General features: G+C 67.4%; 14 protein-coding genes and 5 pseudogenes. 9 read left to right on the plus strand and 10 right to left on the minus strand.

Annotation, left to right across the window (positions count from 1 at the left end):
• Position 1: 1 nt before the first annotated feature.
• The 3 genes from OG718_RS51560 to OG718_RS51570 all read right to left on the minus strand — a co-directional run bounded on the left by OG718_RS51560 (position 2) and on the right by OG718_RS51570 (position 3037).
• Complete coding sequence (locus OG718_RS51560; RefSeq protein ID WP_328847556.1) at positions 2-1249, minus strand: tyrosine-type recombinase/integrase; 1248 nt, start codon at positions 1247-1249, stop codon at positions 2-4.
• Positions 1250-1661: 412 nt separating this feature from the next.
• Entirely contained in the window at positions 1662-1976 is a 315-nt protein-coding gene (locus tag OG718_RS51565) for a helix-turn-helix domain-containing protein (protein ID WP_328847557.1), read from the minus strand.
• On the minus strand, positions 1973-3037 hold the full coding sequence (locus OG718_RS51570; RefSeq protein WP_328847558.1) for a tyrosine-type recombinase/integrase: 1065 nt from the start codon (positions 3035-3037) through the stop codon (positions 1973-1975). The genes OG718_RS51565 and OG718_RS51570 overlap by 4 nt, the downstream gene beginning before the upstream one ends.
• Positions 3038-3183: 146 nt before the next feature.
• On the opposite strand from OG718_RS51570, the pseudogene OG718_RS51575 reads away from it, so the two are divergent.
• Positions 3184-3330, plus strand: a pseudogene (locus tag OG718_RS51575) (ATP-binding protein); the annotation flags it as partial.
• Positions 3331-3413: 83 nt separating this feature from the next.
• On the opposite strand, the gene OG718_RS51580 reads toward OG718_RS51575, so the two are convergent.
• From OG718_RS51580 to OG718_RS54540, 4 genes and pseudogenes are all read right to left on the minus strand, one after another.
• Positions 3414-4247: a MerR family transcriptional regulator gene (locus tag OG718_RS51580; RefSeq protein WP_328847559.1), complete on the minus strand. Its 834-nt coding sequence runs from the start codon at positions 4245-4247 to the stop codon at positions 3414-3416.
• Positions 4248-4259: 12 nt separating this feature from the next.
• A complete protein-coding gene (locus tag OG718_RS51585; RefSeq protein WP_306942888.1) occupies positions 4260-5054 on the minus strand; it encodes an ABC transporter permease in 795 nt (264 codons plus the stop codon).
• Positions 5051-6007, minus strand: coding sequence for an ATP-binding cassette domain-containing protein (locus tag OG718_RS51590; protein WP_328847561.1), 957 nt, complete (start codon positions 6005-6007; stop codon positions 5051-5053). Before OG718_RS51590 ends, OG718_RS51585 begins: the two co-directional genes overlap by 4 nt.
• Positions 6008-6620: 613 nt before the next feature.
• Positions 6621-6875: pseudogene (locus OG718_RS54540) on the minus strand (MarR family transcriptional regulator); the annotation flags it as partial.
• A gap of 307 nt (positions 6876-7182) precedes the next feature.
• Between OG718_RS54540 and OG718_RS51595 the strand changes: the two are divergent.
• Positions 7183-8337: a serine hydrolase domain-containing protein gene (locus OG718_RS51595; RefSeq protein ID WP_328847562.1), complete on the plus strand. Its 1155-nt coding sequence runs from the start codon at positions 7183-7185 to the stop codon at positions 8335-8337.
• A 128-nt stretch (positions 8338-8465) separates the two neighbouring features.
• Positions 8466-9140, plus strand: a pseudogene (locus OG718_RS51600) (IS701 family transposase); the annotation flags it as partial.
• 148 nt (positions 9141-9288) lie between these two features.
• On the opposite strand, the gene OG718_RS51605 reads toward OG718_RS51600, so the two are convergent.
• Positions 9289-9654 carry a VOC family protein gene (locus tag OG718_RS51605; RefSeq protein WP_443055309.1) on the minus strand — a complete coding sequence of 122 codons (366 nt, stop codon included), beginning with the start codon at positions 9652-9654 and terminating at the stop codon, positions 9289-9291.
• A gap of 563 nt (positions 9655-10217) precedes the next feature.
• Between OG718_RS51605 and OG718_RS54545 the strand changes: the two genes are divergently transcribed.
• From OG718_RS54545 to OG718_RS51625, 6 genes and pseudogenes are all read left to right on the plus strand, one after another.
• On the plus strand, positions 10218-10649 hold the full coding sequence (locus tag OG718_RS54545) for an FAD-dependent monooxygenase (RefSeq protein ID WP_443055310.1): 432 nt from the start codon (positions 10218-10220) through the stop codon (positions 10647-10649).
• 5 nt (positions 10650-10654) lie between these two features.
• Positions 10655-10819 (plus strand): annotated as a pseudogene (locus OG718_RS54550) (FAD-dependent oxidoreductase); the annotation flags it as partial.
• A pseudogene (locus tag OG718_RS54555) lies at positions 10749-11006 on the plus strand (FAD-dependent monooxygenase); the annotation flags it as partial. The pseudogenes OG718_RS54550 and OG718_RS54555, both read left to right, overlap by 71 nt.
• A 247-nt stretch (positions 11007-11253) precedes the next feature.
• Positions 11254-11487 carry an aromatic-ring hydroxylase C-terminal domain-containing protein gene (locus tag OG718_RS51615; RefSeq protein WP_328847563.1) on the plus strand — a complete coding sequence of 78 codons (234 nt, stop codon included), beginning with the start codon at positions 11254-11256 and terminating at the stop codon, positions 11485-11487.
• 86 nt (positions 11488-11573) lie between these two features.
• Complete coding sequence (locus OG718_RS51620) at positions 11574-11834, plus strand: hypothetical protein (RefSeq protein ID WP_328847564.1); 261 nt, start codon at positions 11574-11576, stop codon at positions 11832-11834.
• Between the two features lie 65 nt (positions 11835-11899).
• A complete protein-coding gene (locus OG718_RS51625) occupies positions 11900-13048 on the plus strand; it encodes an amidohydrolase family protein (protein WP_328847565.1) in 1149 nt (382 codons plus the stop codon).
• Between the two features lie 120 nt (positions 13049-13168).
• Here the strand turns inward: OG718_RS51625 and OG718_RS51630 are convergent, their stop codons facing one another.
• Both OG718_RS51630 and OG718_RS51635 read right to left on the minus strand, forming a co-directional pair.
• Complete coding sequence (locus tag OG718_RS51630) at positions 13169-13570, minus strand: DUF6233 domain-containing protein (RefSeq protein WP_328847566.1); 402 nt, start codon at positions 13568-13570, stop codon at positions 13169-13171.
• Between the two features lie 205 nt (positions 13571-13775).
• A complete protein-coding gene (locus OG718_RS51635) occupies positions 13776-14648 on the minus strand; it encodes a TauD/TfdA dioxygenase family protein (RefSeq protein WP_143643286.1) in 873 nt (290 codons plus the stop codon).
• Positions 14649-14670 lie beyond the last annotated feature (22 nt).

The following is a 14670-nucleotide window of genomic DNA, read 5'->3' on the forward strand; positions in this document are numbered from 1 at the left end:
CTCAGTGTCTCCGTTCACGCTGTTCGGGGAGGCGTCCAGCCTCGACATGGTCGGCAAGGTAGATCATGACGCCTTCGGGGTCCATGCCAAGGACCGCGGCGACGAGCTTCGGGTCGAGGGTGTTCACCAGGTCGGCCAGACGGGTGCACCGCAGCGTCCGGGGCGGAACACCGCAGGGGTCCATGATGTGACTGACATAGGCAGTCGATGCCGCGGACCGGCCGGATTTGGTGATCTTCGTGACGATCACGTGGGGGTTGTCGGTGCGCTGGCTCTCGCGGTGGGCCAGACAGCGTTGTAATACCGACCAGCTGGCCGGGTCCATCGGCACCGGATGCGGGCGTTTGCCCAGTTGGACGGTGCGGTTGATCGGCTCGATGTCGTCCACGCGCAGGTTTCGCACTTCGCTGCTGGAGGCCGCGTGCAGGAGGGCCAGCATTCCGAGGAAGGCCTCGTGGGGGTGGGCGTCGGTGGTGGTGGTCCAGCGGCGGAACAGCTGGCGCTGCTGGTCGACGGCGACGGTGGCGCCGCTGAACCCGGACGGGCCTTTCGCCTTCAGACCGCGGGTGGGGTCGACGAGGACGACTTTGCCAGAGCGGGCGAAGCGGAAGTACTGCCGCAGTACGGTCAGTCGGCGCTGGCGGGCCTTGGGCCGGGTGGCCAGGAACGCTTCGATGTCGTGGACGTCGGCCAGGGCCCAGTCGAGTTTGCCGCTCTGGTCGGCCAGGAAGCGGGCGAGGTCGCGGACGATGGCCAGGGTCGCCTCGATGGTGATGTCGGCGCGCGGCAGGGTCCCGGCGCGCAGGGCACGTTCACGTGCTCGCAGCAGTGCGTCGGAGAACGCCTGGATCTGGGGCCGCAGCGGCAGCGGGGCGGCTTCGATGCGGCGTCGGCGGCGGCCGGCCGCTAGCTGGTCGGCGTGGTCGGTCGGCAGCGCCAGGGCGCGCTGGGTGAAGAAGTCCTCCAGCGCGCGGGCGAGGGAGCCCATCGAGCGGCCGGGGCGACGAGCACGCTCCAGGAGAGCCTGCGGATGATTGGGGTGTTCGTCCTCCAGGAGCCGACCGAGAGCGCTGATCATGGTGCAGGCCCAGCTGGCGCAGTGCCGGGCGGCGAGGTGGCCGGCGAAGTCGCCCAGCCACGGCGGCGGGTCGGTGAGTCGTTCTTGCAGGTTGGCGGCGGTGATGAACGGCCGGTCGGGGTGCTTCTGCCAGCAGGCCGAGCACAGTCCCAGTCCGGCATGGCGTCGCACCTGGCCGCACCCGGCGCACGCACGCGGTGGCTGCTTGGGCTGGCGGACGCGTGAGCAGTGGCCGCACCAGCCGGTGGCGGTCTGCAGGAAGCCGGGCCGCTGGCAGCGCGGGCAGGTCCGTTTGGCGGCGACTCGCTCGGCTTCCCGCCGACAGGCCCCGCAGCTGGTGGCGGCCGGAGAGCGCACCGGCCGGCCGCAGGTGGTGCAGGTCCGCGAGCAGTTGATGCACCGTCCGGTGTCTTTCTGCAGGACCCGTGACTTTCGGCAGGTCGGGCAGGGTGTTCGGGTGGCTTCGTCCTTGAGCCGGGCGGTGCAGCGGCAGCAGTAGTCCCGGCCGATGATCCCGACCGACGCCCCGCAGCCGACGCAATCCCGCTGTCGCATGCCCATCGTCGCTCCGTCCCCGTTCGCGTCAGATCGGAGGCATGGACCGGCCGGTGGCTGAGGCGGCCCGGGGCAGCTCAGCTGCTGGTCGGGCGGGGGTGGCGGGGCGTTGGACGGGGGTGGTGTCGACTTCGATCAGGTCGTTGGGGGAGCATTCGAGCGCGGTGCACAGCGCGGCCAGGGTCGACATCTTCACCTGCGAGGGCTCCTTGGTGAACAGCGCCGACACCGATGCTGAGGACAGCTCCAGGCCGGCCCGTTCGGCCAGGAGCCGCCGCAGTTGGGCGCCGGTCCAGACCTCGCGCTGGGCGGCGGCGATCCGCAGCTTCCACTTGATGTTCACGACGCGGGATCCTCTCCGGTGAGCTCGCTGAGGGTGCTGGTCACCGCACGGCGATAGGCGTCCTCGATGAACGTGGCCGAGGGCCGGACGTATCGCATGGTTGAACTGACGGTCCAGTGACCGAGGAGTTGCTGGATGGCCACCAGGTCCACGCCGCGTTCGTAGTTGTGGGTCGCGCAGGCCCGGCGCAGGGCATGTGGGCTGAAGCGGACTGCGGACGGGCGGCCTTCGAGTTCCATCAGATAGCGCAGCCGGTTGCGGACGGTGCCCTGGTGGAGGTGGCCGCCGGACTCGTCGGCGAACAGCGCGGGCGAGTCGGGGAACTTGCCGCGCACGTCGTCCAGGAACCAGTGCAGGACCAGGTCCAACTGGTCGAGCATGGGCACCCAACGCGGCCGCGGCTCGGAGGTGCGGGCGCCCTTGCCGAAGCGCACGTGCAGTTTCCCGAACGGGCCGCGGTCGAAGTGGACATCGGGGCGGTCCAGGCGCGCTGCCTCGTCCGAGCGCAGGCCGGCGTGATACAGCGTCCGGAACAGCGCATAGTCGCGGGCGGCGGGTGCGTACTTGCGGGCGGTGGCGATGCGGGCCTTGAGGAAGGCGAAGAACTCCTCGACGCGCTCCGGGGTCGGTGGCGGCAGCAGAGCTGGCGAGTCGTCGCCGACATGGCGCGAGGCGTTGAACTCGTCGACCGGGCAGACCAGCCGGATCCCGAACGCGGCCTCGATCTCCACGGCCTTGCGGGCCTGCAGGAACCGGTGGAAGCCCTTGAAGATCTGGACATAGCCACGGCGGGTGGACGGGGCACGCCCGTCCACCGCCAAGCCGCCGACCACGCGGTCGATGTCCTCAGGAGTGACGTCCCAAGCGGGCCGGCCCAGGGCTTGCAGCGTCCGCTCCAGCAGGCCGGTGTCGTTCTCGATGGTCACCGGGCTGAACCCGCGGGCCCGCCAGGAGGCCACGAACGCTTCCACACATAACGCCTGGAACTCCCACGGGTCCAGGGCAGCTGGCAGGTCAGGGACTGCTCGGCCCCCGATCACCCGCAGACGCGACTCCACCATCGGGCACACCTTCCTCGCACCTGATGAATGAAGGTAGCGCCTTCAAAAGCATGCTGTCAGCGAGACAATCAAAGAGACGCCCAGGACCCGCCTACGGCCAGGTGACAGGGCAGACTCCTCGCGGGGAACAAGTGCCAGCCCCATTTGGATGGACGAAGACGTTCACAGATCCACGGCTCTGCACGGCCATCGTCGACCGGCCCTCCTTCGACGCGGCCATCATCGAGACCGGCACGGACTCCTACCGCCTTGCCCATACCAAAGCCCGCGCCGGGCAGGTTGTCACACTCTGACCCCACACTCGAGAACCACCAGACGACCGCTCTGACGGACCCGCCGTCGCTGGCGCCCTTGCCCAGCAGAACCCCGCCCGCGGTCACAACTCACCCTGGAATCGCCGCACCGCAGCGTCTGCCTGCCGCGTTCCGGCCATACCCCGTGCTGGGTTCACGCGCTCAAGCTTGGTCCAGCCGGTCCAGCCTCGATTCTTGAGCAGCTCGATCAGCCGACGGGCCGGCGGCAGAGTGTCGAACACATGTGTATCCAGCAACTCGGCGAACGGTGGCTCGATGCCGGTGTCGTCGACGTAGAACTCGCCCTGCTCGTCGGCCACCTGTGTGATGTAGGTGGCCAGCTTGTCGGCCAGTTCGACCAGCCGCAGGTCGTCGTCGCTGCGGTCGAGAGCCTGGCTCAAGGTGAGATAGAAGTCGATGATCTGCGGGTCGGTGATCTGCTCCCGCTTGCGTGCCATCCACTCCGAAACTCGCTCGGGTGAACGCGCGGCCAGCGGGATCCAGCCGTCGCGCTCGACCTGGACGATCCGTTCGTCGACTCCGAGCGCCCGCAGCCGGTCAAGGTACTCGACCACCTCCTGGGGCAGTGCCAGGCTGTCCCCGGCGGCGAGGCGGGCGATCCGCTCGCGGTGCCGCTGCCGCTCCCGGATCTCCGCCCGCAGCCGCTTGTCGATATCTGCGACTGCCGCGGCGAACTCCTCCTCGTTTGCCTGGAGCAGCTCCCGCACGCGCGCCAGAGGGACCCCGGCCTCGGCGAGGGTCCGGATCTTGACCAACTCGACCACGGCGTCGGCGCCATACCTCCGATAGCCGGAGTGGTCCCGCTCCGGTTCCGGCAGCAGCCCCTTGGCGTGATAGTGCCGCACCGCGCGCACCGTCACTCCGGCGTACGACGCCAGCTCGCCGATGGTCAGCATCAGAGCAGTCTCCTAGTTCGCAGCCCGGGTCCGGTAGAGACGCCGCGACCAGAGGTAGCCGACCAGCCCGATCACCACACACCAGCCGAGGGCCCAGAGCATGTCCGAACCATCGGGCGATCCGGCCAGCAGACCGCGGAAAGCGTTCATGATCGGCGTGAACGGCTGGTACTCGGCGAACCACCGCAGCCCGGTCGGCATCGACTCGACCGGCACGAACCCGCTGCCCACGAACGGCAGAATGATGAAGATCATCGGCCAGTTGCTCGCGGCCTCCGGGTTCGGGCTGGCCAGCCCGAGCGCCACGGTGAACCAGGTCATCGCGAACGACAGCAGCGCGAGCAGACCGATCAGGCCCAACCACTGCATCGCCGAGGCGGCGGTCTCCAGACCGAGCAGGAACGCGACGCCAAAGACCGTTGCGAGTGCCAGCGCAGTCTGGACCATCGCGCCCAGCACGTGGCCGGTGAGCACCGAGACCTTGGCGATGGCCATGGTTCGGAACCGGTCGATGATTCCGCCAGTCATGTCGGTGGCGACCGAGACCGCGGTGCTGATGGACACGCTGGCCACCGCCATCACCAAGATCCCGGGAGTGATGAACGTCAGGTAGTCGCCGCGGTCCCCCGCCGGGGCTCCGGGCAGACCGGCGCCCATGGTGGCGCCGAAGACGTAGACGAACAGCAGCAGGAACAGCAGCGGCAGGCCGATCAGCATCAGCGTCTGCGACGGGTACCGGGCCATGTGTTTCAGGTTGCGGCGCAGCATGGTCGCCGAATCGCGGACGGCATACGTCGCGGTATTCATGCCGGCACCTCCTCGGGAGATTCGTAGGCGGTGGAGTGGTCGGTGAGAGCCAGGAACACGTCATCCAGGCCGGCGGTGTGCACGGCGAGCCCGGTGACCGCGTCGTCGTCGATCCCGGCCAACAGCCGCCGCAGCGTGGTGAGGCTGCCGTCGTGCGGCAGGGTCAGGGTGAGCGCCGCGGCGTTCGGGTTCGCCTCGGGGAACCGGCGCGCCAACTCGGCCAGCCGTTCACTGTCGGCGGCCTGAAGTTCGACATGACCGCCGGGGACCAGCCGCTTCAGCTCGGCCGCGGTGCCCTCGGCGACCAGTCGGCCTCCGTCGAGCACACCGATCCGGTCGGCGAGCTGGTCGGCCTCCTCCAGGTACTGGGTGGTGAGGAAGACGGTGACCCCGTCGGCCACCAGCTCCCGCACGATCCCCCACAGCTCGCGGCGGCTGCGCGGGTCCAGGCCGGTGGTCGGCTCGTCGAGAAAGATCAGCCGCGGCCCGGCAACCAGGGTCATCGCCAGGTCCAGCCGCCGCTTCATACCGCCGGAGTACGTCCCCGCGCGCCGGTCGGCGGCATCAGCCAGGTGGAACCGCTCCAGCAGTTGCTCTACTACGCTCTCCGCACGGCGCCGGTCGAGGTGGCCGAGGTCGGCCATCAGCCGCAGATTTTCCCGCCCGGTCAGTAACTCGTCCACGGCGGAGAACTGCCCGGTCACCCCGATCGACGCACGCACCTGGTCGGCCTCGCGGCGTATGTCGTACCCGGCGACCCGAGCCTCACCGGCGTCTGAGGGCAGCAATGTGGACAGGATCCGGACTGTGGTGGTCTTGCCGGCCCCGTTGGGTCCGAGCAGGGCGTAGACGGTGCCTGCGGGGACGGTCAGGTCGACTCCGGCGACTACCTCGTGGTCGCCGTACGACTTGCGTAGCCCGGCGACCTCGATCGCACTGGTTCTCGTCGTCATGCCCACCATGCTGAGAGGTTGCCCCTGCGTCAGGGTCAACTGTTGCCGCTACGCGGCCTCGCACCCTCGGGACGTCGGCCTCTGCCTCACACCGGCCACGGCCGACTGTCGTACGAGCGCGCCAAGTACCTGGTCAAACATGCCGCCAAAGAGCACGACCACCCCGCGATGGCCTCGACCTGCTGCAGGGCGGTCACCGACTCTGGACCGCTCTCCAACGACCTACCACTGCCCTTGCCTCACACCCGAGTGACATCGAAACTCACCGACAATCAGAAGCGCGTCGACCCTCAACTGACATCCGAACTCATCGGCAAACGACACTCGCTGAGGAGGTGCACAGCCACTCTGCCTCGCCGACCGGGCACTCCGCGCCGGTGGTGCAACTCTTGCGGCCACACAGTCGGTAGATGTAGTGGGCACGACCAATCTGCCCATACAAGCGGGTGAGCAGGTTGGTGAGCAGACGGTCGAGGTGACGCCGGTCGTCGTCGAGGTCGGCGAGTAGGTCAGTCAGCGGGCCCCCACGGGCATGGAGAATCCGCTCTGCCTGGCGCACGCCTACCGGAGTCGGTTGAACGGCCATCAAGCGGCTACTGACCGAGCGCGGGCGCCGCTCCACCAAACCGTCCGCTTCCAGTGAATCCACCATCCGCGCCGCAGCGGGTTGTGTCAGTCCAACGCGTCTCCCCAACTCAGTCACACTGACGCCCGGGTGCGCGGCCAAACTCACGAGAGCCGCCGCACTACTGCTACTCACGCCGGCTGCTTTGGTCGCCTCGCCCAGTGTCAGATCAACCAAGGCTAGAGCTGTGGCTCCGAGCAGGTTAGCTAGACGCTGCTCATCATGCATACTGCACGATGCCATGCAGCATGCATGACTTGATAGTGGTTGTGGACCGCCCAGTGACCCCTGGCAGGGCACCACTCCACGAGTTCCCTCATACGCCAGCGACGGTTGATCACGCCATAGGAAGCGGCGTCTTAAGGGGGGTAACCCCCGTCACCGCCCTGAGGACAGCGCATCGGTACGCCAGGGGGAAAGCCGGATGGGGCGATCCCCCCTCCGCTGGTGGGATGGTTGTCGACCGCCGGCCCCGGGGGCGACACAGTCGCAGGCCACAGCCTGAGCGGTCCCTGAACTCGCGTACAACCTCAGCAGAGAAGGGGTCGTCATGCATGGGTTAAGAAGGCGTCGGCGAGGCCTGCTCGTCCTGACCAGCCTGACTACAGCCGTCCTCGCCGTATCGACGGTGTCCACGGCGGCGGCGAAGCCGCCGCCGGCCGATCCGCTTCAACGGCAGGTGGAGGCGATCCACGACACTGGGGTGGTCGGTGTGCACGCCGAGGTGACGTCACGGGACGCACGCGACAGCGCGTACGCTGGGACGGCCGCGATGAACACAAGGAGGCCGATGCCGCGGGACGGCAGGTTCCGGATCGGCAGTGCCACCAAGACCTTCACCGCCACGGTTGTGCTGCAACTCATCGGTGAGGGGCGAATGTCCCTGGAAGACACCGTCGAGCAGTGGCTGCCGGGAGTGGTCCGGGGCAACGACAACGACGGCAGCCAGATCACCGTGCGGCAGCTGCTGCAGCACACCAGCGGCATCCCTGATGTCGGGCAGGAGATATCCGCGTTGAAAAGCGCGGACGGCTATCGGGCCGAGCGGTTCCGCACGTACACCCCAGAGGAGTTGGTGGGTCTGGCGATGCGGCACCCTGCCAAGTTCTCCCCGGGCGCCGGCTGGTCGTACTCCAACACCAACTACATTCTCGCCGCGATGATCATCCACAAGGTCACCGGCCGGAGTTGGGCACGGGAGGTGAAGGACCGGATCATCCGCCCGCTGGGCCTGAGGGACACCAGTACGCCCGGCCCCTTCCCGTTCATCCTGGGCCGGCACGCCCAGGGCTACGCCACGTTCGGCACCGGCACCGGCACCGGCATCGACGTCACGGTGCTCAACTCCAGTATGGCCGTTGGCTCCGGCTCGGTCATCAGCACCGCGCACGACCTGAACCGGTTCTACGCCGCGCTGCTCGGGGGCCGTCTGCTGGCTCCGGCGCAGCTCGACGAGATGACGACCACCAAGCTCGCGCCCGAACTGGGCGTGAGGTATGGACTCGGTCTGGCCGAGATCCCGTTGCCCTGTGGCGGCAGCTACTTCGGCCACCGGGGCGAACTCCTCGGCTATGTCACCTGGGGCGGCGCCACCCGAGACGGGACCCGGACCGCCGTGGTGTACGTCACCAGTGAGGGCGGACAGGACACCCAGCAGGCCATGATCACACTCGTGGGTCAGGAACTGTGCCGTACCCGTTCTTAGCGCCCCAGCCGTAGACATTGATCGCGCTCGTGGACCGACCGTGGAAAGGTCGCGGCCACCGCCGATCATCGGTGCGTGAAGACTGAAGATCATGTTGTGACCGCAGGTCGCAGCGTAGACCCTGCCCGCTGGCAGGAGGCGTTCGAGGCCCTGATGGGCCGGATAGCGGGCGGTTCGCGAGGGTTGAGCCCCGGCGCCGGGTGAAGGACTTGGTGTTGGGGCTGCTCTCGGACCGGCCGCGCAAGAGGTGCTGGTCGATCACCGAATAGGCCAGGGAGGCGAGCCCGGAGGGCGTGCAGCAACTGCTCGGCCGGGCCCGGGGGGATGCCGACCGTGTACGTGATGACGTGCGTGAGTACGTGCTGGAGCATCCGCACGACGAGAGATGCGGTGCTGGTGGTCGACGAAACCGGGGACGTGAAGAAGGGCACGCACACCGTCCGGCTCCAGCGCCAGCACACCGGAACCGCCGGGAGGATCGAGAACGCGCAGGTCGCCGGGAGGGCGCGGGCACGCGGTGGACCGTGAGTTGTACATCCCGCGCTCGTGGACCGCGGACCCGGACCGCTGCCGGGCCGCGGGCCTGGGCGAGGACACCGTCTTCGCGACCGAGCCGGACCTGGCCGCCCGCATGATCGGCCGGTTCCTGGATGCCGGCCCTGGCCACCCTGGTGCGCGTCGCCGGATCAAGATGGCGGGTGGAAGAGACCTTCCAGTCAGGAAAGGGTTTGGCCGGACTGGACGAGCACCAACTCCGCCTCTTCACCTCGTGGTCTCGCTGGGTCACCCTGGCCATGCTCGCCAGACTCGCGGTCCGCTACGAGGCAACCATGGCTGTGACCAGCACATCTGACGCCATGCCCACTCCGAGACGGCCGCAGCTGATGAACTGCTCGCCCAAGCCTGAGCGCTACGGCGTCTGATGGGGGATACCTGTCAACGCCGGTGATGTCAGGAAGACGTCAGGCAGAAGGGGTGGCCAGCCGGATCCAGGAGTACCCGCCAGCGTCCGCCGCCGGGCTGATGGTCCGGTTTGGCCGCGCCGAGTTCCAGAGCCAGCTCTTCCATCGCATCGAGGTTGTCAGCGCGGAAATCCAGGTGGAACTGTTGTGGCACGTCCTGACCCGGCCACTGCGGAGCCCGGTATCCGTCAACCCTCTGGAATCCCAGATCACAGCCGGAGTCGTCCGTCAGAGCGACGAACTCGTCCGCACTGAAGAGTTCGCGCATCCCGGTCAGTGCACCGTAGAAGCCCGCCAGCGTCCGCGGGTCGGCACAGTCCAGAGTCACCCCTCGCAGTACAGCGCCCGGCACCATCCGCTCCTTCGCGTCCGCGCGTCTGTCTCCGTGAGCCGCCGCTGCACGCGATCACCGGCCGCAGCCACACCGTACTCGCCACATCCACCGCTGAAGTAGCGGTTTACCCCTGCCTCAGAGCAACGGGTGGCTGTGACCGGCGCTTTCGGTACACGCCCTCTAGCCGAAACGGCACTCACCGGGCACCCCTTCATCAGCAGTTCGCATCGACGAAGCAGCGGCCCTTCACTCACCGGCGGTTATATTGTCCGCTCGGCTCAACCGGTACTACGGCCGCCTCCGACTCCCTCCCGGCACGACGGTCACGTCCCCTTCCCGGGTTGACCGGTTATAGGACTCGACGCTCCGGCGCGCATCCGCAGCACACCGGGCCGGGGAGGGTCTCTCCAGTTCCCGCCACCACTATCTGAACGTTCCGCGCCCCATACGCCGGGGAGTTCTTCACGGCTGCAATCCAGGTGCTACACCGCTTCCATGGCCTTCACCCTGAATTCGGGGGCTCGGCACTCCCTCTGTCCCACCCCAATGGGTGAGACCTCTAACGACGCCGCAGGCTGCGCGCGATGCTACGGACCGCTCAGTCGCTCCCCCATCAGGGCTTTCGACGCTGGGCTCGACCCGACCCGGCGCACCGATCCGGACCGGCGACGGGTCCGGATCGAGCAGCCCGACCTGGAGGCGATCCTGCACCGGCACGCCACCGGGCTCGCGTCGAGGTGCGCCGCGAGCAGGAGGTGGTCGGGATCCGGCAGGACGACCACGCGGTCACCGTCGAGGTCCGGACCACCGGCGGCGTGCGGGAACTCGGCGCACGGTACCTCGTCGGCTGCGACGGCGCGGGCAGCAACGCCGCGGGCTCGCGGGCTTCGACTCTGCCGGCACCGACGCGACCGTCACCGGTCGGATGGCAGTGGTCGACATGGTGGACCAGGAGAAGCCGCGGCCAGGATTTCACTACGCGCGCACGGCGTGTACGTGCACGGGCTCGGGGGTGAGCCGGATGTCCACAGTGGAGTTCGACGGCCCGCCGCGGCAGGTCGAGCCGCTCACCGTCGAGGAATTGCAGGACGGCATCCGGCGGGTGAGCGGCACCGCTGTCACGATCACCACGATGTCGTCCGGCACCCGCTGGATCGACACCCCGCGGCAGGCGACCACGTACCGGACAGGCCGGGTCCTGCTGGCCGGGGACGCGGCCCACGTGTACGCACCGGTCGGCGGCCAGGCCTCAACGTCGTTATCGTCGACGCGGCAACCTCGGCTGGAAGCTCGCGGCCGTGGTGTGCGGCTGGGTCGGCGAGGACATCCTCGACACGTACACCACCGAACGGCATCCGTTCGCGGCGCGCCTGCTGCAGAACACCCGGGCCCAGATCGCCCTGATGCGCCCCGACCCGCAGACGAGGGCGCTGTGGGAGGTGTTCTCCGACCTGATGGACGTCGACGACGCCCGCCGGTACGTCGCCGGCATGGACGTCCGGTACGACCGGGGCGACGACCACCGGTTCGTCGGCACCCTGTGCCCGGACATGAAGGTGACGCTGGAGCGGTCCGACCCGGACGTCGTCACCGCGGTGACCCGGTCGGCGGACCTGCTGCGTGAGGGGCGTTGGGCTCCTGCTCGACCTCGTCGACCGCGCGGAGGTCCGCGACGCCGCGGCCGCGTGGATCGGACGGGTCGACACCGTCACCGCCCGCACGGACCGGGTGGACGTCGACGCGTTGCTCATCCGGCCCGACGGCTGTGTCGCCCGGGCCTTGCCTACCGGGCAGGACTTCGCCGCCACCACGCTGGTGCGTGCGCCGGGCACATGGTTCGGCCAACCGGCCTGAGCACCGCATTAACAGTCGTCTCAGGTTCGCTCGGTAGGAAGTAAGCGTCCAGATAAGCGATGCAACCCGTATGCAGGAGGCCAGTGATGGCAGTCGACGCAGCACCATCGGGGAAAGCGCAGCCCGGCCGGTTGCGGTTCGAGGCGGCCACCAGGGCGCTGGCGGCGGCGTTCCCTGTCGCCGCATGCGGGGTCACACGCCGACAACAGTGCGGGGTCCGCCGCGGCCGGCCCGCACAGCGCGTACGCGGGCGGTCGTCAGCTCCACGACAGCCGCTGCGCACCGGCGAGCGGTTCCTCGACCTGAGCGCTGCCGCGGTGCGCGAGCAGGACGCGAAGACCACCTGAAGCATCTCGCAGACGGATGCCGTACGGATACCTCACCACACAAACGCCTGAAGAGAGGGACTGACATGAAGCCCATGGGACGCCGCGGCTTTCTAACCGCCAGCACGGCACTTGGCATTGGTGCCGGCTTGTCCACGTACGCCATTGTCTCGGAAGCGAGCGAGAACGAGACTTCGGACAAGACTTCGGACAAGACTTCGGAGATTTCACGGCGGGACCAGGACCTGCCCTTCATCGGCACGGAGGAGACCTTTTCGACTCCCACGTTGTTGAAGCTGAACTCCATCAATCAGGATCACATAGCGTTCCTTGAGGAAACTGGTCTTTCGGATCTAGGCCAACGCCGCATCGACGATATGGATGCAGGGGGACTCAACGTTCAAATCCTCTCTGCTCATACACCCTCCGTACAAAATGTCCCTGGGCAAAGGGGCATCGACCTTGCCTATCGTCTTAACCGGCAACTTGTAGACGGGCCAATCGCCAAATATCCGGGCCGCTTCAAGGCTTTCGCCACCTTGCCCTTGCAGAGCCCGGAGGCGGCGGCGGACGAACTGGAACGCTCGGTTCGGGAAGATGGCTTTTTGGGCGCACTGACCAACGGACACATTGCGAAGAAGTATCTCGATCATCCCGATTTCGAGCCTCTGCTGGCACGTGCCGTTGCTCTCGATGTGCCGATCTACCTGCATCCCGGCTATCCAGCTGACGAGGTCTTCAAGATCTACTACAGCACCACACGGTCTAAATACACGGAAGAGTACCAAGACTACATTTTCAGTGGGTCTGGATATGGCTGGCACCAGGAAGTGCTGACCCAATGCATTCGGATGATCGCGTACGGGGTTTTCGACAGATTCCCCAAACTAAAAATCATCATCGGCCACATGGGCGAAGGTCTTCCTTTCTACTACAAGCGGATCGCCAATGACATGGGCGAGCCGACCAAAGAGTCGCTCGAGAAGCCCATCGAGCAATACTTCCAGGACAACTTCTGGGTCACAACCAGCGCATTCCCCCAGACCGAACTGCTCGATCTCCTGCTGAAGTACATAAGCGTGGATCGAGTGATGTTCGCAACCGACTACCCGTTCGCGGACATAAAGGAGCAGACCGACTGGTTCCGCGGAGTCGATTTGCCACGCGAAGACAAGGAAAAGATTGCGTTCCGAAATGCAGAGAAACTGTTCAGAATGAAAGTGCCCGTGAAGTGATACGCCAGCGTCGGCAGAAGTGGAGAATGCTTTGGCTGTAAGGCGAGAGTGCAGCCAAAGTATGCGATGCGCGGCTGCCGCATCACGCGGTCTTCATACAACGGCGGATCGCATGCTCTTCTAGAGAGATCGAAGTGTCGCGCTAGTACCCAGGGCGGTGTCGGGCAGGCCCTGGCTACAGGCCCGCGCTCCTGAGGCGCGGAGCCGGCGGGCTTCGTCACGGCCCACCGGACGCCGTTGTTTGGCCGCGGCGTAGCAGCCACCCACGTGGACACTCGACGGGCAGGGAACTGTTCGAGGTGCTGGCCGGGTGGCTGGCCCGGTCCAGGGAGCTCGCGGCACAGGCCCGGATGGATCTCCCGCACCTGGGAGCCGTGACTGAGCCGTGCGGAGGCTCCGCGCGTCGAGACCCGGCCTTTCTCCATGGCGATGCCATGACCCTCTGGGCGACAGGCTCATGGACGGCTCGACCGGCACCGATATCCGGGGCCCGGCCATCAGCGCCCTACCGATGGCGAGCATCTGCTTCGGCTCTCGTCCGGGGCCCGGTCACAGCTGCGATGTTGAAGGGAAGGCGTTCATGCGGAACTTCCGGGACCGCTCGGGCAAGAACGTCCGGCTCCAGCGGGTCCTGGAGTTCGATCCGGAACGGCACACCTCAGGCAGCGCGGTGAGGCGTCGTACGCGGGACGGGGGTTTGTGTACGACGCCTTGCCTGTTCAGGACATCAGCCCTTGACGGGGCCGCCGTTGATGGCGACGCGCTGGCCGTAGCGGGCGTAGGGGTAGTAGTCGTACGTCGCGTGGTGCTGGACGCACCGGTTGTCCCAGAAGACCAGCGTGCCCGGGGTCCAGCGGACGCGGCAGTGCAGGACGGGCCTGCGCGCGATGATGTCGAAGAGCACGTCGAGCACGGCCCGGCTCTCGTCGGCGGAAAGCTGTGGGATGCGGCTGGTGTAGGCCTTGTTGACGTACAGCAGTTTGCGGTCGGTCTCGGGGTGCCGGGCGATGAGCGGGTGTTCGCTCTTGGGGATGACGTAGTCCGCGGGCGGTGTGTATCCCGCCAGGGCCTGCGCGCCGTCGTGTATCGCGGTCAGCGGGTCCAGCAGGGCACGCATGGCCGGTGAGAGCATGCCGTAGGCGAGGTGCATGTTGGCGAACAGGGTGTCGCCGCCGCATCCCGGCTCGGGTATCTCGGTGATGTAGAGCATCGACCCCAGTGACGGTTCGGCGTCGGCTGTGCCGTCCGCGTGCCAGCCGTTGCCCGCCACGTCCGCCGCGGCCGACGTCGTGCGGATCTCCAGAATGCACGGATCGCCCTCGGGCGGCGGCGGGTTGACGGGGCGCGGTTCGCCGAAGGCGGCGGCGAAGCGCTTGTGGTGCTCGGCGGTGATCGTCTGATCCCGGAAGACGAGGACATGGTGGTCGCGGAAGGCGACCCGGATCTCCTCCAGTTGCTCCGCCGGAATGTCCCGCGACAGGTCGACGCCCGAGATCTCCGCCCCCAGAACAGGGGTGATCCGTTCGACCGTGAGCGTGCGGTAGGAGTACACGGGGCGCGTGGTCACCGCTTCCAGTGCTTCGCGTTCGTATGACTCCATGTCAACCTCCAGAGGGGGGTGG

It is taken from the genome of Streptomyces sp. NBC_00258 (assembly GCF_036182465.1).
GTDB lineage: Bacteria > Actinomycetota > Actinomycetes > Streptomycetales > Streptomycetaceae > Streptomyces.